This window comes from Vibrio sp. D431a (genome assembly GCF_030248655.1).
Lineage (GTDB): Bacteria > Pseudomonadota > Gammaproteobacteria > Enterobacterales > Vibrionaceae > Vibrio > Vibrio alginolyticus.
Window position 1 is genome coordinate 417,988 of the sequence record NZ_JAHGAP010000013.1, and the last position, 21,769, is coordinate 439,756.

Below are 21,769 nucleotides of genomic sequence, written 5' to 3' on the forward strand. Positions count from 1 at the left end.
AATCGTGACCGTCTCTTTATTTTTGTTATTGTTGGCGCTAGGCGCTTTTGTGGGTGTGATGGCGGGGTTACTCGGTATCGGTGGTGGTTTGATTGTTGTTCCTGCCTTGTTGTATTTGCTTCCTCTTGCTGGGATCTCTCCAGAAATGAGTATGCACATGGCCTTAGCCACTTCGTTAGCGAGTATTATTGTCACGTCTGGCTCATCGGCGATGAATCACCTTAAGCTCGGCAATGTCGATATGTTTGTCGTAAAATGGTTGATGCCTGGTGTGGTCATTGGTGGCTTTGTTGGTGCCAATATTGCTGAGTGGATCCCTACACACTATTTGCCGAAAGTGTTTGGTGTCATTGTTCTTTGCCTGTCAGTACAAATGTTTCGTTCCATTAAAGTTACGAGCAGTAAACCTATGCCGAGCAGCCCTGTGACTGTAGTTTACGGCACGGGAATTGGTGTCGTATCAAGCCTTGCTGGTATTGGTGGTGGCTCACTGTCGGTACCATTTTTAAATAAACATGGGATAGAGATGCGTAAAGCGGTGGGCTCATCCTCCGTTTGTGGTTGCGTGATTGCTATTTCTGGTATGATCGGCTTCATCTTACATGGCTATAAAGTGGAAGGCTTACCTTCATACAGTATTGGCTATGTTTATCTTCCCGCTTTATTAGCGATTGCTATGGCCTCGATGCTCACAACAAAAGTGGGTGCGAAGCTCGCAACTAACCTTCCAACAGCGGTATTAAAAAAGATATTCGCGGTGTTCTTAATGTTTGTTGCAGCGACCATGCTGCTCTAAGTTTGTACCCAAGTCATTCTCGCTGAACCAAGCATCTAGAGGTTACTTGGGTATATTTATTTTGTTGTGATAAGAAGAGAATGATTTATGTCTCAGGGATATATTGAATTTCCCAATATTGATCCGGTTTTAATCTCTATTGGTCCTGTTTCGGTTCGTTGGTACGGTTTGATGTACCTTGTTGGCTTTATGTTTGCTCTATGGTTAGCGAACCGACGTGCGGATAAGCCTGGAAGTGGTTGGACACGAGAGCAGGTTTCTGATTTGTTGTTCGCAGGCTTCCTTGGCGTGGTGATTGGTGGCCGTGTAGGCTACGTGCTTTTCTACAATTTTGAGCTCTTCCTGGCTGACCCTTTGTATCTATTTAAAGTGTGGACTGGTGGTATGTCTTTCCACGGGGGCTTACTGGGTGTGATTACTGCGATGTTCTGGTATGCACACAAAAACGGGCGAACTTTCTTCGGTGTTGCTGACTTTATCGCGCCGCTTGTGCCATTTGGTTTGGGTATGGGGCGTTTAGGTAACTTCATGAACAGCGAGTTGTGGGGCCGAGTAACGGATGTGCCTTGGGCGATCGTTTTCCCAAATGGTGGTCCACTGCCACGTCATCCATCACAGCTTTATGAAATGGCGCTTGAAGGCATCGTCCTTTTCTTCATTTTGAATTGGTTCATCAAGAAACCTCGTCCTCTAGGTTCTGTTTCAGGACTCTTTCTTGCGGGTTACGGAACCTTCCGTTTCCTAGTAGAATACGTGCGCGAACCAGACGCTCATTTGGGTTTATTCGGTGGCTTTATTTCCATGGGACAGATTTTATCTCTGCCAATGGTGGTTATCGGTGTCCTCATGATGGTTTGGGCATACAAACGTGGTCATTACAAAGACGAATTACCACAAAAGACGAAGTAAGGTATTGGTGTGAAACAGTATTTAGATTTGTGTCAACGCATCGTTGACCAAGGTGTTTGGGTTGAAAATGAGCGTACAGGCAAGCGCTGCCTGACCGTAATCAACGCGGATTTAACCTACGATGTTGCGAACAATCAATTTCCGTTGGTCACCACACGTAAAAGTTTTTGGAAAGCAGCTGTTGCAGAGCTACTAGGGTACATTCGTGGTTACGATAATGCGGAAGATTTTCGTAAGCTGGGCACGAAAACCTGGGATGCCAATGCCAACCTAAATGATGCCTGGTTGAATAACCCATACCGTAAAGGCGAAGACGACATGGGCCGTGTCTATGGAGTTTTTGCCTTTTTCCCAATGTTGTCTATATTGTTCTATAGGATTGAAATTATAGGACATTGTGGTGCAAATGGAGCAGCTATCAAAACGGACAATTGTCCAAAATAAAAACAAACTCCTCTTTTTGAACATTGAGGAGTCTGACCATGTTCTTCTTCAGACTCTTTCCCCTCTCATCGAACAGCTAAACAATGGTAAATCATCGATTGTTTTTTATGCAAAATTAATGTACGTCTATTCCGATGTGTTTGATGACCGTGTAAGTGAAACATCGATAAAATTAGGGCATGTTACCGACTTTCTTGGGCGATTTCTTAAGAGCATTAAAGATGGGATTTTGGTCGATGTAAGCCCTGCAACCTTCGATGGATATCTCAATTTTTCACGAAAATGCTTAAGATTTTTGTCATCAAAATTTGGCATTGGTGATTATCATAAGAAAAAGCGATTAATTGATATATATATACCGTTTGACGCTGTTGATTTGCCCACTATAGATAGTGATAAAGCGGACTATTATAGTTGGTGGGTAATAAAATCTAAAAGTGGTAAAGAGAGGTTCCTAGATCTTACTTATATATGGAAAAATGAAGGCGCTGATGCCGCTAGACAACTAGAAAAATATACGAACAGTGTTTTAGGTGGATTTAAAGCATTAGAGAATCATCTCCCCTTATTTTCAGCATATTTTTTATATCTATCTTCAGTCGAAGGTTTAAATTATTTTGATTTAAAAAGTAATTCGGATGTTTCAGATGATATTTGGCGTGGATTCTGTGCTCATTTTTTTAAAAAAAATGTAGAATCTGGTAATTGCCTTATGACAACGAAGAAACGTTGGAATGACGGTTCTCCAGCTCTTTTCTACACTTTATTTGAAACAGGCTTCTTTGCTAGACCTAATATAGATATTACATATATACCTACAGAGTATAAGACAGGTTCAGAAGCAAAGATAAAGAAAATAAAAGATGCGCCTACAGGGGAAATAATTCAGGTTAAAGAAAAATTGCTTACTGATGTCCCGATTTATTTGACTGATGATGAGGCTATAGAATCTATATTCGATGATATAGAAGATGATTATAACATTGTAATAAATTGGGCTAAAAATCAATTCAATGATTTATGGGCAAGATATTCAGATAACAATCATAAGTTTAAATTTGAGGATATTGAGTTATCCAGAGATGAATTTCGCGTCAAATATCGACTTAATTGCTATGAAAGATTGATAGATTCTAATGGAAATATTCGTAAGGTTTATAGTAGTAAAACATCATTGGCTGAAAGTTTTGGAATGCCGACATCGTATTTCGAAATTCCAATATCAATACTCCTGATAAAAGAACACAATGATATAACGGATAGCTTCTTATACAACCTTGATTTATATGATAAGAACGGGCATAGAGTTGGATTTTATAAGCTTGATAATAATTATTATCTTCAGGGATATAAATTACGTAAAAATGGACGCAAAGCTGAACAAACCATCAAATTAAATTCTGTTTCAAAAGAGCTAGTTGAAAAGCTATTAGTTATCACCTCTAGACCAAGAGAATATTTAAAGAAGAAAGGGGATGATAACTATAGAAAATTATTTATTAATACTGGTCAAGCATTTTTTCATCCAAGACCATGTGTGAGTGGTTCTACTTCATTATCTGAAAAATATATTAAATCTCGATTCGAACAGCTAAAAAATGCACATGCCAATAAAAGTGAAGAGGCTCTGAATAATCTAAATAAAAACCTTACTTTAACTAGGTTTAGAGCATCATGTGCTGTTGTAGGCTATTTGAAAGATAAAGATGTATCATTAATGGCTAAAAATCTAGGGCATGACAAATATAGACAAGACTTGCTTTCTCATTATTTACCCGACCCAATATTGAAGTATTTTCAATCTCGTTGGATTCGAATATTTCAAAAGGGAATTATTTGTGAAGCAATGAAAGATAATAAAAACCTTCTTAAGGCGTCTTGCTTTAATAATATAAAAGAGCTTGAGAGGTTTTTATTCAATCATTCCTTAAAAATTGAAAAAAGTGATAGTAAAGATTTTGCAGAAAACGATGCGAAAGGTAAAGTTCTTGTCGGTATAAATGTTGAAGTTTTAAAGGTTCTTTTAGCGATTCAAAATGGGACTATTGAAGACGACAAGTTATCTATCAAAGATAGTTATTATCTCAGCCTTAGTGAACTTATAATGGAAGATATAAGAAACTCAGATGATGTTCTTCTAAAAAGCTACTTAGACACGGCAGAGAAAGAGATGGAAAAATAGTTAAGGGCTTGACATGAATTTACATGATGACTTGGGTTTTCTTAATAATATTTTTGAATCAGGTGTTGAGCGGTTCAAGAAACATCCTTACCTTAAAAGCGAATTTATAGAAAATATTTGGCGGTTTGACACTTCTACTTCAACAGGAAAGTTTGTCACGGAAGTAGACTTTAATATCACATTACCCAATGGAGAGTTGCTAACTAGCGAAAGTCATGGTTCATTGCTAAATACGTTTAAGATGTGGATAATAGCATACCTATCTACTAATAGTAGCGGGAAGCTAATTGTAAAGCCATCCCCAATAACTACAAGAGATAAACTTCCTTACATCTGTAAAATAATTGATTATTTCATTCTAAGAGATGGATATATTAAAATATCAGAATATGGTTTAAGAATATTATCTGAAGATGATGTGATACAATTGTTCTCGATTTTATCTTCCTCAAAAGATACATATGAGACCATATACAACTTTAAAGATAGAGCGTTGTCATATATTTATTTTAATGCTGTAAATTCTATTCGTAATAATAGTGCCGATAGGTCTGATATTAGCTATGATTTACTTACTGGTAAAAATTCTTATGCATTTGATTTGATTGATAGTAAATATGTAGATAATTTATCTATTATGAGAAGTTGGTTACTATCTAACGACTTTTTTAGAGAAGATACAAAAACTAGCGCCGATTATAAATATGTTTTAAAAGTGTCAAAGTTAGGAAGGGAGTTGCTTGGTTCAAAAACCATTTGGGGAGGGAAGATTAGTAAATCGGGAGATTGGGTTGAAGCTTTTCATCTAGTTGATAAATCGCCATATCATATTGAGTATAGAAGGATTAATGTTCAAGATACCCCAGAAGATGAGTTAATATCTAAAACGGCTTTTATTAATTTTCGTTCTGCTTGGCAATCATTAAAGTTGTTATCTAGCCATGACTTTAGAAAGAATGGAATCTACGTACCTGAAGATAATATAATTGATTGTGTGGATTTTTCTCGTGTTAAAGTTAAGAACTCAGGAAGGTTTAAAAGTATTCCATTTCCTATTGTATTTAATATGATCGAGAAATGCATCGATTTTCATTTAAATTACGGTGAAGAGTTAGTCTCATCATACGATAGTGTGGTTAGGCTAGTAGCTAGTCGAGATTATGATAAAGCACTTAGTAAAAGCTCTTCAGAAGATAGAACTCGGCTCAGAGAGTTCATATCGGATAGAGAGTTCATAACTTGCATTCATCCTAAAATAAAAGAGCTAGGTTGTAATCAATTCGGAAGAGGTCAGAGGTGGACTGCGAAAGAGTTGAGGGAGAACAAAAGTTTAATTGATTTAATATCGGTATACTTTGGGCTGGTGGCCATTATATTTGGAGCTTTAGCCGCAAGGAGAGTTGGTGAATATCTATCCATCAAGCATGGTAGTGCATTTGATAAAAAAAATCGTTATGTGATATTTGATAGAGAAAAAGCGACTCAAAATTTAGGAGGATTACGGGATAAAATTGCTCGCCCAATGGATGAGCTATGTATTTCTATGCTTGAAAATTTGGAGCGAATCCAAAAAGTACTAATTGATTGTGGATACTTATCTAGTATCCCTCATATTTTCTCCTATCCGTATATTAATCCTGTCAGAATTTCTGAGGCAAATTTTTATAATTCTTTATATCAAGCGATGGATAAGGCTTGTGACTATTTTGAAACAGAAGTAGTAGATGGACTTCGATATTATCTACGTCCGCATCAACTAAGACGATTTTTCGTTCAACTTTACGTATGGTCTTCAGGTGAATCCCAACAGGGGCTAGATGTTTTACGTTGGTTTTTAGGGCAGACAGATATAGAACATCTCCACCGTTATATTACAGAGTCAGTTACAGGTGAGGTGTTACGTGATGTGGAGGTTCAGTATGTTTCAGAACACATTGATAGCTTTCCAAAGCTCAAGTCATATATATGTCAAAAATACAATGTAAATAATGTGGAGTTACTTGATTCAGAGGAGCTTGAAGATTATATAAATTACCAAGCATCAAAAGGATCGATTATATTTGATTATGAGTTTATAACTGATTTTGAAGGGAAAAAGCATAAACTATTAGTTAAAATAGTTGGTGAAAATGATGAATAAGCTATCAGAGAAAAAAGTTAATTCGTTAAAAAATATTGAATTGATTTTAAAAGATATCATTAAAGAACCAGAGAAATATCATGAATCTACATATCTCATTAAATCTTTAGAGTCCCAAGGCGGTCTGGCTAGATTTGAAGGCCATATTGTTATTAATGGGGAAAGGTTAGAAGTATCACCTTCTTCAATTAATACTCAAAAGAGACAAGCAAAAATATTATTTTCTGAAGGTTATCAGTATATAAATCGTTTGAGGATCAGTGCATTAGAAACCTTGAACACATCTCCAAGTGTAGAAAAAAAAGAGAACAGAAGAACTAAACAAGGTCTATATAATGCATTGAAATCAAGGGATAATTTGGTCGATTTGTACAAAGAAGAGCATTTGGTATGGATTCAGATAATCGATAGAGCTAAATCTGAAATCCTATCTATTTCTAAAATAGATGACCAAAAACTTAGGGAACATCGAGCTAAAAATGCAGTTAAAAAGTTAAATTCGACATTATCTCTATTAGATATTTTTCCTGAAGATAGTGATAAGGAAAATAATGTTTCTGAAATTTAGAGGTGTCTATGTCTAAAGTTCAGTTGTGGCAAATTATACCAGAGTATCGGAACATCCATTTTGTTGGAAGGGATTTACAACCTGTAGTAAAAGTGATCAAAAATTTCCCTTTTATGACATTACCAAGTGGGAAGGCCTGCGTTGCTGCAAATAAGTATTTAATAAAAGTATCTGAAAGAAAATCGGAAGGTACAGTTAAGCAATATGCATCTTCAATAAGTGCATTAGTTAGATATTGCTATGAGCATAAAGTAGATTTTATTGACTTAACTTCCGATCATTTTTCTGAACTCATGCAGATTCAAAGAGATGAGAAAACCAACTCTTTAACGCCCAAAAGAGTCAGTAATACTTTAATTTCAAACGCTAGGCGTTGGCTTGATTTTCTTGATTTTATAGCGAAGGAGAATGATGACTCAACATTTTTACCAGCTAGGATATTGGCGAGCAAAAGGGTCAGAAATGTCAGGAAGGGTAAAACTATAGTTAAACAAGAAGTATGGTGGCATTGCTCATTTGATACACCTAGTCCTCTGAAAAAAAGAAAACCAATCTCAAAAGCATCGATTGATGCATTACGTTCTGCAATTATCAATGTAACGTCAGATAAAGCACTAATTAGGCGTAGAGAAGCTTTATTAAGAGGTCTTGAATCAACTGGAGGAAGAGTTGCGGAGCTTGTAGAGTTGAAAGTTGAAGATGTTTTAAAAGCTGAGGAAATGAAGAACCCCATGCTTAAATTAATAACGAAAAAAAACGACTCTGGATATAGATTTATACCAATCTTACATCAAGACTTAAGAGCATTAATTAAATATATAGAAATACACAGAAGCAAGTTAATCGAAGATACGATTGGAGAGTCAAATGATCATGGATTTGTTTTTATAAGTGTAAAAACAGGCATAAAATTAACAGCAAAATATTTAAGCGATGAAGTGGGAAATTTGAGAAGAGCGGCTGGGATTGAAGAAAAAGCCTGTGCTCAAATGTTTAGACATAGATTTATAACTAAATTGTTTATTTCTTTGATAAAGGAATTTAATGCTTCAAACAAGTCAGAATTAAAGCTCGCTCTACTTGATGGTAGTATATTTAAGAAGAAAGTCCAGCAATATACTAACCATAAGAGTTTGGATAGCCTTGATCATTATATTGATCTCGCATTTGCGGAATTGGTAGATGTCGATGGTGTTGAAAATAGAGTTCGTCAAAGAATGGCATATGAAGCTTTCGATAGGGGGCTAGATGAACTTGAATCTAAATTAAAAGATGGAATGGTAGTGTCAGAGTATCTGGAAGAACTACAAAGCCTCAGGACGGCAATGCAGAAAGATCTAGATGCTTTATCGGGCTAAGTATGGGGTAGACAGCCCAGCAACTGTTGTGCAGTAAGTCTGCACTAAACTAAACATATCTGTATTCCAATGGCCTCTCGATTAAATCCGATTGATTGAACCATCTTTCTGCCCCGTTTCTACTTAGACTAAAAACTTATTCATATGTTGTTCATCTCTTTTTGCCTTACTAAACCTAATTGTACAGCGTAAGAGTTTCAGGTGGACTCTTTCCGTCATGCAAGGCCAACAATCACATAACGTGCTTATATTGCTTGAGTTGCATACGTGATAGTAGCAAGATAGTCCGAAAGCAAAAGCAGAAAGATTCTGTCTAAAAAGCGTCATATCTCAAAGAAATCAGCGAGTCAGAATTCACATCAGTAGGAGTGGTAATGTTCAAAATACACAAATCAAAAAGCAAGGATGAGTCCATAGAAGAAGTGACTGCCGTAGTTGTGGAAGAACCCCACAAACATCCCATGATATGCCTTTTTGATTTCGAGGAAGATGTAGAAAAAGAACTGGAAAACTTAAGGTTTAACTATGTAACTGCTAGTTTCGGTTCAACTGTGAAAGTTGCGAACAAACGTCATGAAGAAAAACTCCTGAAGCTGCACCATGACTATCCTAGCAATCTACATGAATTTGACATCGTTATGTTGGATCTGACTGTTGAGAAATCAGAAGATTTTGATGCTAGCCTGCATAGCCTAAAAAATACAACTGGAAACAAAGCTCATGCCTTGCTTAGCATATACCCCGAACAAGTTTTCGACCCTAGGCCATTATCCATTAATATCGTTTCTGATGAAATAAATGAGCTGGCATGGAAGAAGGCAATAGTGATCGCATTTTGCGGGAGTGCAATTTCTTCTGAATACCAATTTGTAGAAATAACAGCATACGAGGCTAGTATTACACGCCGAGAGTCATATTCTAACCATACATTCTATAAAGGCTTTTCTGGCTCTAAAAACCGACATGGCCGTAAGGTTGCCCTCCCAGAAAAAGGCTCAAAACTATCTCCGCTGTTTAATCAACACTTAGATGGAATTGAGTACCGAAGTGTGTTTAACCACCCTGATGTTTGGGAGGACGGAAAGTACCAGAAAGACCGTAATTTTATACCACTGTTACTTAATGAAAGAGATGAAATTGTAAGTTACGCGCATTTCCAAAACGAGTCACTGGTATTAGTCTTCCCAGACATTGAGAACAAAGGAAGCTTTGTTGCTAGTCTCCTTAAGACATACCTACCAGAAATAATGCCAGATATATTCCCATTTCATGGTGAATTCGGCTGGTTAGAAAGTGGGGACTATTTGTTGCCTGGAGAGAGCGAGTTATTGCAAGAAAAGGCCGATATAGAGGAAAAATACGTCAAAGATATTACTGAAAACGAGAACTCTCTGCTCAAATTAAAGAGTGAGTTCAAGTTTCTGACAGATTTAATTTCTGAAACTGGTGATGCATTAGTATCGTCGATTGAACATTATCTCAAGTGGTTGGAGTTTGAGTCGGTAGTTAACTTTGACGATACAAATCCAGATATTCTTGAAGAGGATATTCAGGTTGATTGTGGGGATCGGTTTTTAGTCATCGAGATTAAAGGCATTGGAGGTACATCGACAGACAAAGACTGCTCTCAAATTAGCAAGATTAGGTATAGACGCGCCGAGCAACGAGGAAAATTTGATGTGTTCGGACTATATATTGTCAATCACCAGCGATACATGCCACCAAAATCGAGATCCAACCCCCCGTTTACCGAGAATCAAGTCAAAGATGCAGGCCACGATAAGCGAGGGCTTTTAACCACATACGATCTTTATAAAGCATATTTCCTGATTGAAGACGGGATTTTGCAAAAATCAGATGTTAGAGAATCACTTTTTAAAACAGGGCTAATTACTCTAGAGCCTACAGACCTAGTATCTATTGGTGTTCCTCAAGAACTCTTCATGAACGGTCAAGTTGCTATCGTAAATTTAAATGATATAACTCTAGCTGTAGGCGACACCTTGATCGTAAGAAAACAAGGAGATTATTCAAGAGCTAAAGTCGAATCCTTGCAAGTTAATGGTAAGGGAGTAGATACCTGTAATGAAGGAGAGGTTGGCATAAAGTTAGACCGAAAATTGAAGAAGAACTCAGAGCTGTTTGTTAGAAAGTTATAACAAGCTGTTGATCTGTACCTTTAAGTACTGGGCACTGAGTTAAGCGATTTTTCCATACTTAAACTCATTCATTGATTGCTAATTTAGCAACATCGCTAACTCAGAAATGTCCAACAGTGTGCTGACGGGGCATGAAACACGAAAATGCCCCATTCCAATTTAGTCTCAATATTAAGATGCTAATTTCTCATAGTTATCGACTTACTTTTCCTAATCTAACTTATCTCTCAGAAGCACTGTTTAATTGGAAAATTGACATATATGAAAGATAAAACATATGATATTTCATATGTTTTATAGCATTGAATGGTTCCTATGTTTGATCCAATCCTTCTTTACAAAGCACTTTCTGAAGAAACTCGGCTTAAGTCTCTGCTGTTGATGCAGAAGCAAGGAGAGTTGTGTGTCTGTGATCTCATGGAAGCGCTAAATCTCAGTCAACCCAAAGTCTCTCGGCATCTTGCCGAATTGCGAAAACACGAGCTTGTTCTGGATGAGCGACGTGGTAAGTGGGTTTACTACCAAATCAACCCCGTGTTAGCTCCTTGGGTCAAGCAAGTGCTGGAGATCACCCTTAAGCATAATTTGACATTTATCGAGTCAGAGTTGCAGTTCATCAAAGGCAAATCATGTACGAATGTTGTGAACGAATAATGCTCTATTCCGTTGGTTTATCAATTTTAAATGAAAGAGGTTTGTATGAGTAATGTCTCAAGCTGTGCCGAAACCAGCGCATCTGAAAAGATGAGTTTTCTTGATCGATACTTAACCGTATGGATTTTTCTTGCAATGGCAGTTGGTGTCGGGATTGGCGTGTTATTTCCTCAAGTTGCTCAGTGGAACGAAAGCCTATCTGTTGGTTCAACCAATATCCCACTTGCCATTGGCTTAATCTTAATGATGTACCCACCGTTGGCGAAAGTGAACTATAGCCTTTTAGGTGAGGTAACTCGTGACAAACGCGCGATAACACTTTCATTAGTGATGAACTGGCTCGTGGGACCGATTCTTATGTTCACATTAGCCATCATTTTCTTACGCGATCAACCTGGTTATATGGTAGGACTCATTCTGATTGGCCTTGCTCGATGCATCGCTATGGTATTGGTTTGGAATGATATCAGTGGCGGAAACAAAGAATACGGTGCAACCTTAGTCGCTTTAAATAGCGCGTTTCAGATTGTCACGTACAGTTTTATGGCTTGGCTGTTTATTACTGTGTTACCCCCTTACTTTGGTCTTGAAAGTTTCGTTGTTGACATCACTATCTGGGATATTGCACAAAGCGTCTTAATTTACTTAGGCATCCCTTTCTTAGCGGGTTTCCTAAGCCGTAAGCTATTGGTCTCGGCAAAAGGTGAACAGTGGTATAACGAAGTCTTCATCCCTCGTATTTCGCCAATCACCCTGATTGCGCTTTTGGCAACCATCGTTTTGATGTTTAGCCTGAAAGGTGAAATGATCATTGAGTTACCGATGGATGTGTTCCGTATTGCAGTACCACTGATCATCTATTTTATGGTGATGTTTTTTGCGAGCTTCTACATCGGGAAACGTATGGGGATCCCTTACGACCAAAATGCTTCTATCGCCTTTACTTCATCAGGTAACAACTTCGAACTGGCTATCGCCGTATCAATCGCTGTATTTGGATTAAACTCTGACCAAGCGTTTGCTGGTGTGATTGGACCTTTGGTAGAAGTGCCTGTCTTAATCGCTTTGGTTAACGTCGCCTTGAGAATGAAGCGTAAATATTATGCCTAAGAGCCGTATTTCGAAACAAACTTCAGCAGTACCATGTCTCATTGAGACATGGCATCTTTCCGAGTCCGAGCTTTACTACTGGCTGCTTAAGCAAACAGGTGATCCTGAGCTGAGCTTTGATTTACTACAAGATACCTTCTTGAAGGCGTTACAGCAGAGGCAAGCGTTTTGCGATATTAAAAACCAAAGAGCATGGCTATATCGGGTAGCACGGAATATGCTTATTGATAAGCGACGCAGGGCTAATCAAGAACAAGTTCAGGAGCTGAGTGATGATGCGTCGATATGGGAAGAGCATGAACTTCCCGCTGTCGATAGCCTTGCGCAATGCCTACCTAAAGCGCTATCAAAACTGACTGAGTCTGAAAGCGAAATTATCAAACAGTGTGACCTACAAGGTCTTACTCAACAGCAGTTTGCCGAGCAAAATGGACTCACTTTAGTGGCAACCAAATCACGCATTCAACGTGCTCGACAAAAACTCAGAAATGTTTTGCAAGTACAATGTCATATACGTTTTGACGAACAGCGGCGAGTTTGTTGCTTCTTTCAAGATTAATTGTCTAATTAAAGTTGTCATAAAACCCTAATAAAACAACATTAATATATGTGCATTTTCATATATTAGGGCGTTTTGTATGAAGCGAATGATTGTCGCGATAGTAGTCTCTTGTCTGATGGGTTTAGTGGCTCTGGTTTGGCTAACACTATCTAACACCAACAAGTTTTCAACCCATTTAGAACAGCAGTATCAAGACACGATAGATTTCTATCAACAAACCTCAGCCTCTGGTGCATCACTTAGAAATTTCAGCCTACTCGTCTACCAATTGGCCGCAGCAGAAAATAGCGTTGACCAAGAGCATATCCAGAACTTAATCGATAAAGAGTGGTTAACGCTCCAATCAGGCATGAACACTTTATCTGCACAGAAATACGCTGATATACATGGTACGATTTTCATTGGTGATGAGTCATCAAAGTCAGAAGATCTGCAAGTAAAAGATCTGTTAGCTGAAATACAAACATCGTTAGATGGCGCACATAAAATCTACCAATTGATGCAAGAAGTCGTTTCACGCAAATTGCCATTGCTCCAAGAGCTAGATTATCAATCGAACCAGCTCACTCAGCTTGCCCATACTGCTACCCAAAATGCGTCTATGAGTAACGACGTTACAGCCACGATGGTCAGTGCAATCGCCATCATGCTGTCTACGGATTCCAATTACCAACTGAAAAAAGCATACAAAAATGCGCTAAAAAGTTTTGATACTTTAAATGAGACCAAGCCAGGCGTATTCGATGCTATTAAAGCAGAAGAGCCTCTAGCAAAATTCTTCAATACGAAAAAAATGGTGCTAGAAACAAGCGTTGATCCAGCGGCATTTTCACTCAATTACCAACAGGCGATAGAGAAGTTCACTCAATTAGAGACTTTTATTGATAACTTATTGACCGCGCAAAAAGCGTCTTTAGTACAAGATTTACGTCAACTAGACACATTTGTCTTGGTAGGTGCGGCCTGTATTTTATTAGTCGTTTCAGTATCAGGTTATACGTTTGGTCGAAAGATAACTCATCAGATAGACTATGTTGTCGAACGTATGACCGATATCGCTTCTGGAGACGGAGACTTGACCGTATCACTTCCAGTTAAAGGGGCAAAAGAGATTGCTCAGCTTTCCGCTTCATTTAATCTGATCATCGAAAAACTCCGCTTGAGTTTTTCCGAGCTGGCACAGCGTATCAACAGCACAGAGTCACTCAGTCAGCAAAGCGCACTCGCGAGCAAGCAAACTTGTGAGAAAATGAGTTTATTGCTGACTGAACTCGAAGAGTTCTATAGCAATATTAACCATATGCGCCAAGCCTCATCTAATGTTGCTCAGCAGTGTTTACTCGGACAAGAGCATACTGAAAACACGAGCAAATCCGTTATACGAGGACAACGCTCATCGGAGTCTGCTGTGAGTGAGTTAACTGAACTCTCACGCTCTTTCATTTTGCTAACAGAACTAACGCATAAATTTGTGTCAGACAGTCAGAAAATAGGCAGTATACTCGATGTTATCGAAGAAGTATCAGAGCAGACTAACCTGTTGTCACTCAATGCCGCGATAGAAGCTGCCAGAGCAGGCGAACAAGGTAGAGGATTTGCCGTCGTGGCGAATGAAGTCCGCACCTTAGCTGCCCGAACAAAAACCGCGACCATTGAAATTGAAAGTGTGGTTAAGTCAATTGCGTCAGCCGCAAACGATATAACCTCAGCAATCAATGCCGCAAAAACAAATGCGGATACATGCACAAATAGCGTTCAGGAATCATCTGCTCAATTAGATAGTATTACTCATGTGATTGGTCATATGGTTGAGATAAATCAACACATTTCAATCGCCACGTCTCAACAAGAACAGTCAGCAAACGCAATGACCGATATGATTAATAACATTCGCTCATTTGCCGACATGGCAACACAACAAGCGGTGACGAATGAAAACATCGCTAGCTCGTTATCCGATGAAGTCGATAACGCGATTGTTACCCTCGGTCAGTTTAAAACTCACGCTGGCTAACACTTCTCTATCGATCAAAAAATATAAACTATTCTGCATCCTTTTAGCTTCATTTTCGTCTTAGTGACATCAAAGACAAATTATGAGGCTGAAGGAAACAAAATGTTTGAAGTCTTTACCCATCTTGCTGATTGGATGACCTACCAGCTATTTGCTATGCAGCAAGGTACTAAGCTGGCAGATGCTATTCACTTTTTTATAGAAGACACTAGTAAAATTATGGCGTTGCTGGTCGTCATGATTTATGTCATTGCTTTGTTCCGCGCTTCTTTAAATGTTGAAAAAGTACGCCACTATCTTGCGGGAAAGCGCCGTCTTTTTGGCTATGTGACGGGGAGTGTTTTCGGGGCGATCACCCCATTCTGCTCATGTTCAAGCATTCCCGTTTTTCTTGGCTTTACCTCCGCAGGTATCCCGCTTGGGATCACCATGGCATTTTTGATTACCTCGCCATTGATCAATGAAATCGCAGTATTGCTTCTGTTTAGCCTACTTGGATGGAAATTCACCATCATGTACGTCCTGATTGGAATGCTTATCGGGATGTTGAGTGGCTGGTTGCTGGATCTGATAGGGGCAGAGCGTTGGTTACAGCCATTTGCAGCAAAAGCCATGCAGAAAGCCCAAGCCCAACAGCATACTCACGGAAATCTGAACGTTAGTAACGAAGAGTCTGCAATCACGCTTTTGTATCGACATCAGTTCGCCAAACAAGAAATGGTTGAAATCATCGGTCGGGTTTGGAAATGGGTGTTCATTGGCGTGGGTATAGGCGCAGGCTTACATGGCTTTGTACCCGACGGCTGGATAGAAGCCCACTTAGGCGCGGGTCAGTGGTGGTCGGTTCCTGCTTCAGTATTGATTGGTATCCCTTTGTATTCCAATGCGACGGGTGTGATCCCCATCATGGAGAGTTTACTGAGAAATAGTCTTCCCATTGGTACGACATTAGCGTTTTGTATGAGCACTGTCGCTGCAAGTGTCCCTGAATTTGTCATGCTAAAACAAGTGATGCAATGGCGCTTACTGGGACTTCTTTTTGGTCTACTGCTAACAGCGTTTACTGTTATGGGGTGGATATTTAACTTACCATTCTGGCAATTTTAGGAGATAAAAATGAAAGTATTTAAAGTACTAGGCTCAGGTTGTGCCAACTGCGTTAATACCGCGAAACTGATTGAGAAAGTTGCGGCAGAGCAAGGCGTTGATGTTTCGGTTGAAAAAGTAACTGACCTTGAAACGATTATGAATTATGGCGTGATGTCTACGCCAGGCGTCGTCATGGATGGAGAAGTGGTTCACGCGGGCGGGATTCCAAGCTCCGAGAGCGTGATTAAATGGTTATCTCGTTAACTCAATATGAATAATTAAAGCCTTCCGCAAGGAAGGCTTTAGAGACAGGCGATAAGGGACAGTTACTGATAGAACTTTTAAACTTTCGTGACTCTCATAAAGTGCGCTTTTAAGCGCCATTCACCATAAACTGTACATCTGTGGCAATGTCACTGATATGGTCGCCAGCTCGCTCTAGCCCTTTCGCAATGAACAACAGTTCAACCAGTTGTTGAGATGAAGTGGTTTGCTGGCTAAAGCCCTGAATGAGCCGTGTGTATACATCTCGATAATAGGCATCGAGCGTGTCATCACCTTCCCAGACAACATTCGCCTGAGTGGCATTTTTAGTATTGTATGCCTCAATGACACTACGCAGCATTGTCACTAAGTGTAAATGCATCTGGTGAAATATCTCATTGAGTTCATCAGGAATGACTTGCTTGAATTGACTCGACTTTACCGCCATCGATTTTGCATAATCACCGACACGCTCTAACCTGGGTGCGATACGCATTGATGAGAGGATAAAGCGCAGGTCATCGGCTACGGCATGTTGACGTGCTAATACTCTGGCTCCATGTTGCTCGATGTTACTCAAGCACTGATTGGCGATACGGTCTTGAGCAACAATGTTATCAGCTAGCTCAGTATTAGGTTGGTCAAAGATATCAATCGCTTGCTCGAACTCTTTTAACACAATGCTGGCGAGTTCATTGAGTTCGGCCTTTATCTGTTCTAAGTCACGATCAAATTTCTTTAGTGTATGATTTGTCATTTTATCTTCCTAACCAAAACGACCTGTGATGTAGTCGCGAGTCTTCTCTTTTGCTGGTGACGTAAACAGGGTGTCTGTTGGCGCGAATTCGACCATTTCACCCATATGCATGTAAGCGGTATAGTGAGAGATACGCGCTGCTTGTTGCATGTTGTGCGTTACCATGACTACCGTCGTCTCTTTGTGCAAGTCGCTCAGTAGGTCTTCAATCTTGGCTGTCGCAATCGGATCTAATGCCGATGTCGGCTCATCCAGTAGCAACAAATCGGGCTTTGGCGCTAATGCTCGCGCGATGCAAAGGCGTTGTTGTTGTCCTCCAGATAACCCATAGGCAGAGGTGTGAAGTCTGTCTTTGACTTCATCCCAAATCGCTGCGCCTCTTAGCGACTCTTCTGCACGAGCATCAAGCTCGGCTTTGCTACTGACACCGCGAATACGCAGCCCTGCCACCACATTTTCATAAATGCTTTTTGGAAAAGGGTTCGGCTTTTGAAACACCATACCGACTGTCAAACGGACTAGACCAGGATCCATATCAATCAGATTATGAGCACCAGGATGCAACAGGATTTCTCCCTCATAGCGATTGCCTGGATAGAGGTCGTGCATTCGGTTAAAGCTGCGCAGCAGCGTACTCTTACCGCAGCCAGAAGGACCAATCAAAGCGGTGATCTTCTTATCCGCAATCGGTAAATTGACATTGTGCAAAGCATGAACCTTACCGCCATACCAGAAATTGAGGTTTTTGACTTCCGCACGAAGCGTCTCTTTCACTGAGGAAGGGGACGATATCGCTGCACTGCGTTTCACGCTGTCTTGCTCGGTTGCCGCAGATTGGCTAGAGAAAGTTGAAATGGTTTGTGTCGTCATTGTTTGGTTCTCTCTTACTTCAGGTTACGACGCAGTCGGTATCGGATATAAATGGCAATACCATTCATAAATATAGTCATCGCCATGAGCACAACACCTGTCGCAGCAGCGTTAATGTGGAACTCCGCTTGAGGGCGGGACACCCAATTAAATAGCTGGATAGGCATCAAAGTGAACGGGCTGGACAACCACTCAAAATTAATAAATGGGAATTCACTTTGAAATGGTGAACTTGGCAAAAATGCAATAAAGGTTAGCGCACCAATGGTAATGACGGGGGCCGCTTCACCAATAGCACGAGCCAGTCCAACTATCGTGCCTGTTAAAATGCCAGGTCTTGCAGCGGGTAATATGTACATGCGAACAGTTTGCCATTGATCAGCTCCCAGACCATAAGCGGCTTCACGTAGCTCTTGCGGAATGCTGCGAATCGATTCTCGTGTCGAAACAATAATCACTGGAAGTATCAGTAGCGCGAGGACTAACCCCGCCGTAATGATGCTTTCCCCTAAACCAAAACCATAAATAAACAAGCCCAAAGCAAGTAAACCATAGATAATGGAAGGCACGCCTGCTAGGTTACTGACGTTGATTTCAATGATATTCGTCAGCCAGTTCTTTGGCGCATACTCTTCGAGGTACAACCCTGCGGCGACACCAAAGGGGATGGCGATACAAGCCGTCACCAACATCACAAGACTGGTGCCAACCCATGCAGATAAAATACCCGCACGCTCTGGGTGTCGAGAAGGAAAGTTGGTATAAAAATCAGCGTCAAAAAGACGAGGAAATCCCGAATAAATCAGCTCGGCAAAAACACTGACCAGCAGTGACATCGCAATAAGTAGGATAATGATCCCAATCGTTGCGACGGTGAGATCGGCTTGTTTATTTTTACGGACGATTTGTTCGAGAGTTAAAGTGGTGTTTTGCATTAGTAAACCTCTCTGAATCGACGGCGTAGGTAGAAACCGAGGATGTTAAAAATCAGAGTGATGATGAAAAGAACTAAGCCTGCGGCAAAGACAGACTGATAGGCAATCGTGCCATGAGGTAAATCTCCCATCGCCATCTGTACGATGAATGATGTGATGGTGGCAGCGCCTTCGGTTGGGTCAAAACCAAATCGTGGGTTTTGACCCGCTGCGATCGCTACAACCATGGTTTCACCAACCGCACGTGACATACCTAGAATACAAGCGGCAGTAATGCCAGATAAGGCAGCAGGTATCACGATATGTGTTGCAACACGAAAGCGAGAATAGCCCAATGCATAGCCTGCTTCTCTTAAGTGCATTGGCACAGAGCGCATCGCATCTTCACTCACCGAGGCCGTATACGGCAGGATCATAATCCCCATCACAATACCTGGTGCTAACAAGTTAAAACCTGACAGGCTTGGAATGAAAGTTTGCAGTAGTGGCGTAACAAAAAGTAGCGCAAAGAAGCCATAAACAACCGTTGGTACGCCTTCTAAAAGCTCCAAGAATGGCTTAACCACTTCTCGTACTCGGTTGCTGGCGTATTCACTCAGATAAATGGCAAGGCCAATCCCAGCAGGAATGGCAACACCAAGAGCGATACCTGCCACTGTGAGTGTTGCTGAGACTAACGTCATCACGCCAAAGTGCGCATTGGCAAACATCGGTGTCCACTGAGTATCAGTGAGAAAATTGAGAATCGATACATGCTGGAAAAAGGGTAATGATTCTGAAACCAGCACATACACAATACCCGCGGTGACAAAAATGGAAGCAAGAGCCGCCGCTAGAAGAAGGTAACGGCTCACTACATTCCAAAATGCACGTCGCTTTAAAAAGGCTTCAGAAATCACAAGATTTGAAGAACTGGATTGAGTTGTATTCATATTTGTTGCCTGCGTAAAGAGAACAAGGAGGGCAGCGAAGCTCCCCTCCATGAATCAATACTATGATTACTTTGGAGTGCGAGCTAAAAGCTCTTCAATGCCGACTCCGACTTCTGCTCCATGAAAAACAGAACCCGTGCGACGTTGTTTAAAGTTTTCTTGAGCCAATTTGTAGGCTTTTTCTGGCAGAGGAACATAGCCGACTTCTTTAACTAATTCAGGTGCATGAGTTGTGTCCATGTAGAAGTCTACAAATCGTTCAACGTGCGCTTTTTCATCGGCTGATTTTTTGTTCACGTAAATGAAAATTGGACGAGAGAGTGGTTGGTAAGTTGCATTCTTGGCATTTTCAACACTTGGCTCTATAGGTTGACTGCCTTTCCAACTAATGGGTGCGGCTTTTAGTTTGTCTTTGTTTTCTTCATAGTAAGCCAAACCAAAGAAACCCAGAGCATCAACGTCATTAGAGACCCCTTGTACGATGATGTTATCGTCTTCGCTGGCGGTGAAATCGCCACGGCTAGACTTACCTTCAACAATCGCTTCAAGGAAGTAATCATAAGTACCAGAGTCTGTACCTGGCCCAAAAAGCTTAAGTGGTCGATCAGGGAAAGCTGGGTTCATTTGCTTCCATGTCATAACCTTACCTTGAGCTGCTGGCTCCCAAGCCTTTTTCAGATCTTCAACATTCAGGTGTTTGACCCAGTCATTTTTTGGGTTGATAACCACAGTCAGCGCATCAAGTGCTGCTGGCAGTTCGATAAACTCAATACCGTTTTCAGCACACAGTTTGCGCTCAGAATCCTTAATTGGTCGAGAGGCATTCGAAATGTCCGTCTCACCACGACAGAACTTTTTAAAACCACCGCCAGTACCAGAAATACCAACGGTGACCATGGTTTTACCTTTCTCTGCAATCTGAAACTCTTCAGCCATCGCCTCAGTAATAGGGAAAACTGTACTAGAGCCATCAATTTTAACCAGATCACGAGCGAATGCGCCTTGACTAGCTGCGAGTAACGTCGCGCCAACTAAGGCTGCTGACAAAGTATGTTTCATGACTTATCTCCATGTTTTGCGTCATTGATAACTTCGATGGTTACGTTACTACTCATTTGTTACACTTTTGTGTCTGTTTATTTAAATATGCATGTATCCATATGTACGAACCTAAAAATATGCTGTATGTTTTTACGACTGTGGAATCTTACTTATTGATGAGAATGCCAGGATGGATAAGAGAACTGTACATTTCATTAGCTACCCAACCTCCGATCTAGCCTGTATTGCTGCTCAGCTTCTTTTTAGTCGCTCTAGTGACCGATATCACATCAGTTATGAAAGGCTGCCCAACGAAGAAGACTGCGGCGATACGCTGGATTGCTTCGGATATTTTGGTTATCTCTTTTTAGATGCCTCGGATGAAATAGAGCCAGGCTATGACTATGTCATTGACATCAACTACGCGATGCATCGAGTTGGACGGCGTAGAGAGGCATATCAAAAAAACCTATATTGGGAAGTGACTTGTAATCAAAACGCAATAGAAGAACTACAGAATCACGTCAGCTATTTCTCTTCTCGTTGCGACGTCATCCTGTAATCTCCCTGCGTTTTTTTTGTTGACAGACGATACACATCAAATAATATATGCGCATATACAGATAAATAGGATTTGGCATGTTACCTCACCAGTTTTTTAAATTACTTTCAGATGAAACGCGGGTTCGTTGCTTGTTAATGATTGCCCGTGAAGAAAAGGTCTGTGTCGGGGAGTTGACAGAAGCCCTTAATGAAAGCCAACCCAAGATTTCTCGCCACCTTGCATTGCTCCGTTCGAGTGGTGTGGTGGTTGATACCCGTCAGGGGCAGTGGGTTTTCTACCGTTTATCGGATCAGCTTCCTGGTTGGATGAGAAAACAGATCCAAGGGTTAGTTGACTCTAACTGCCTGAAAGCAGAATACCAGCAAGATATTCAACGCTTATCCGAGATGAAATCTCGTCCAGAATGTTGTGTTTAAAGGA

General features: G+C 40.5%; 20 protein-coding genes and 1 pseudogene. 16 read left to right on the plus strand and 5 right to left on the minus strand.

Annotated features, from left to right (window positions below; translation table 11 throughout):
• Positions 1-4 precede the first annotated feature (4 nt).
• The 14 genes and pseudogenes from KJB35_RS12405 (at position 5) to KJB35_RS12470 (ending at position 16,249) form a co-directional block, all read left to right on the plus strand.
• Complete coding sequence (locus tag KJB35_RS12405) at positions 5-796, plus strand: sulfite exporter TauE/SafE family protein (protein WP_005385965.1); 792 nt, start codon at positions 5-7, stop codon at positions 794-796.
• A gap of 87 nt (positions 797-883) precedes the next feature.
• Positions 884-1,705: a prolipoprotein diacylglyceryl transferase gene (gene lgt, locus KJB35_RS12410; RefSeq protein ID WP_005381948.1), complete on the plus strand. Its 822-nt coding sequence runs from the start codon at positions 884-886 to the stop codon at positions 1,703-1,705.
• A gap of 9 nt (positions 1,706-1,714) precedes the next feature.
• Positions 1,715-2,044 (plus strand): annotated as a pseudogene (locus KJB35_RS12415) (thymidylate synthase); the annotation flags it as partial.
• A gap of 67 nt (positions 2,045-2,111) precedes the next feature.
• Positions 2,112-4,331 carry a hypothetical protein gene (locus tag KJB35_RS12420; RefSeq protein ID WP_168936656.1) on the plus strand — a complete coding sequence of 740 codons (2,220 nt, stop codon included), beginning with the start codon at positions 2,112-2,114 and terminating at the stop codon, positions 4,329-4,331.
• Between the two features lie 13 nt (positions 4,332-4,344).
• Positions 4,345-6,471: a site-specific integrase gene (locus KJB35_RS12425; protein WP_020196721.1), complete on the plus strand. Its 2,127-nt coding sequence runs from the start codon at positions 4,345-4,347 to the stop codon at positions 6,469-6,471.
• Positions 6,461-7,039: a hypothetical protein gene (locus KJB35_RS12430; RefSeq protein ID WP_115385741.1), complete on the plus strand. Its 579-nt coding sequence runs from the start codon at positions 6,461-6,463 to the stop codon at positions 7,037-7,039. Before KJB35_RS12425 ends, KJB35_RS12430 begins: the two co-directional genes overlap by 11 nt.
• Positions 7,040-7,047: 8 nt before the next feature.
• Positions 7,048-8,397, plus strand: a complete 1,350-nt coding sequence (locus KJB35_RS12435) for a site-specific integrase (RefSeq protein WP_020196719.1) — start codon at positions 7,048-7,050, stop codon at positions 8,395-8,397.
• Between the two features lie 374 nt (positions 8,398-8,771).
• Positions 8,772-10,556, plus strand: coding sequence for a hypothetical protein (locus KJB35_RS12440; protein ID WP_020196718.1), 1,785 nt, complete (start codon positions 8,772-8,774; stop codon positions 10,554-10,556).
• Between the two features lie 315 nt (positions 10,557-10,871).
• A complete protein-coding gene (locus KJB35_RS12445) occupies positions 10,872-11,210 on the plus strand; it encodes a metalloregulator ArsR/SmtB family transcription factor (RefSeq protein WP_285357904.1) in 339 nt (112 codons plus the stop codon).
• Between the two features lie 45 nt (positions 11,211-11,255).
• Entirely contained in the window at positions 11,256-12,320 is a 1,065-nt protein-coding gene (gene arsB, locus KJB35_RS12450) for an ACR3 family arsenite efflux transporter (RefSeq protein WP_285357903.1), read from the plus strand.
• Positions 12,313-12,879: a sigma-70 family RNA polymerase sigma factor gene (locus KJB35_RS12455; protein ID WP_285357901.1), complete on the plus strand. Its 567-nt coding sequence runs from the start codon at positions 12,313-12,315 to the stop codon at positions 12,877-12,879. The genes arsB and KJB35_RS12455 overlap by 8 nt, the downstream gene beginning before the upstream one ends.
• A gap of 79 nt (positions 12,880-12,958) precedes the next feature.
• Complete coding sequence (locus KJB35_RS12460; RefSeq protein WP_285357899.1) at positions 12,959-14,896, plus strand: methyl-accepting chemotaxis protein; 1,938 nt, start codon at positions 12,959-12,961, stop codon at positions 14,894-14,896.
• Between the two features lie 102 nt (positions 14,897-14,998).
• Positions 14,999-16,003, plus strand: coding sequence for a permease (locus KJB35_RS12465; protein WP_285357897.1), 1,005 nt, complete (start codon positions 14,999-15,001; stop codon positions 16,001-16,003).
• A 9-nt stretch (positions 16,004-16,012) separates the two neighbouring features.
• The gene (locus tag KJB35_RS12470; RefSeq protein WP_285357895.1) at positions 16,013-16,249 is read left to right on the plus strand and encodes a thioredoxin family protein; all 237 of its coding nucleotides are present in this window, start codon (positions 16,013-16,015) and stop codon (positions 16,247-16,249) included.
• Positions 16,250-16,358: 109 nt separating this feature from the next.
• Here the strand turns inward: KJB35_RS12470 and phoU are convergent, their stop codons facing one another.
• The 5 genes from phoU to KJB35_RS12495 form a co-directional block, all read right to left on the minus strand.
• A complete protein-coding gene (gene phoU / locus KJB35_RS12475) occupies positions 16,359-17,006 on the minus strand; it encodes a phosphate signaling complex protein PhoU (RefSeq protein ID WP_285357893.1) in 648 nt (215 codons plus the stop codon).
• A 9-nt stretch (positions 17,007-17,015) separates the two neighbouring features.
• Entirely contained in the window at positions 17,016-17,876 is an 861-nt protein-coding gene (pstB, locus tag KJB35_RS12480) for a phosphate ABC transporter ATP-binding protein PstB (protein WP_306309416.1), read from the minus strand.
• A 14-nt stretch (positions 17,877-17,890) separates the two neighbouring features.
• Entirely contained in the window at positions 17,891-18,811 is a 921-nt protein-coding gene (pstA, locus tag KJB35_RS12485) for a phosphate ABC transporter permease PstA (RefSeq protein ID WP_285357890.1), read from the minus strand.
• The gene (pstC, locus tag KJB35_RS12490; RefSeq protein ID WP_285357888.1) at positions 18,811-19,743 is read right to left on the minus strand and encodes a phosphate ABC transporter permease subunit PstC; all 933 of its coding nucleotides are present in this window, start codon (positions 19,741-19,743) and stop codon (positions 18,811-18,813) included. The genes pstA and pstC overlap by 1 nt, the downstream gene beginning before the upstream one ends.
• A gap of 66 nt (positions 19,744-19,809) precedes the next feature.
• The gene (locus KJB35_RS12495) at positions 19,810-20,802 is read right to left on the minus strand and encodes a PstS family phosphate ABC transporter substrate-binding protein (protein ID WP_285357886.1); all 993 of its coding nucleotides are present in this window, start codon (positions 20,800-20,802) and stop codon (positions 19,810-19,812) included.
• Between the two features lie 172 nt (positions 20,803-20,974).
• On the opposite strand from KJB35_RS12495, the gene KJB35_RS12500 reads away from it, so the two are divergent.
• Positions 20,975-21,346: a hypothetical protein gene (locus KJB35_RS12500; protein ID WP_285357884.1), complete on the plus strand. Its 372-nt coding sequence runs from the start codon at positions 20,975-20,977 to the stop codon at positions 21,344-21,346.
• A gap of 77 nt (positions 21,347-21,423) precedes the next feature.
• Entirely contained in the window at positions 21,424-21,765 is a 342-nt protein-coding gene (locus tag KJB35_RS12505; RefSeq protein ID WP_071178641.1) for a metalloregulator ArsR/SmtB family transcription factor, read from the plus strand.
• Positions 21,766-21,769 lie beyond the last annotated feature (4 nt).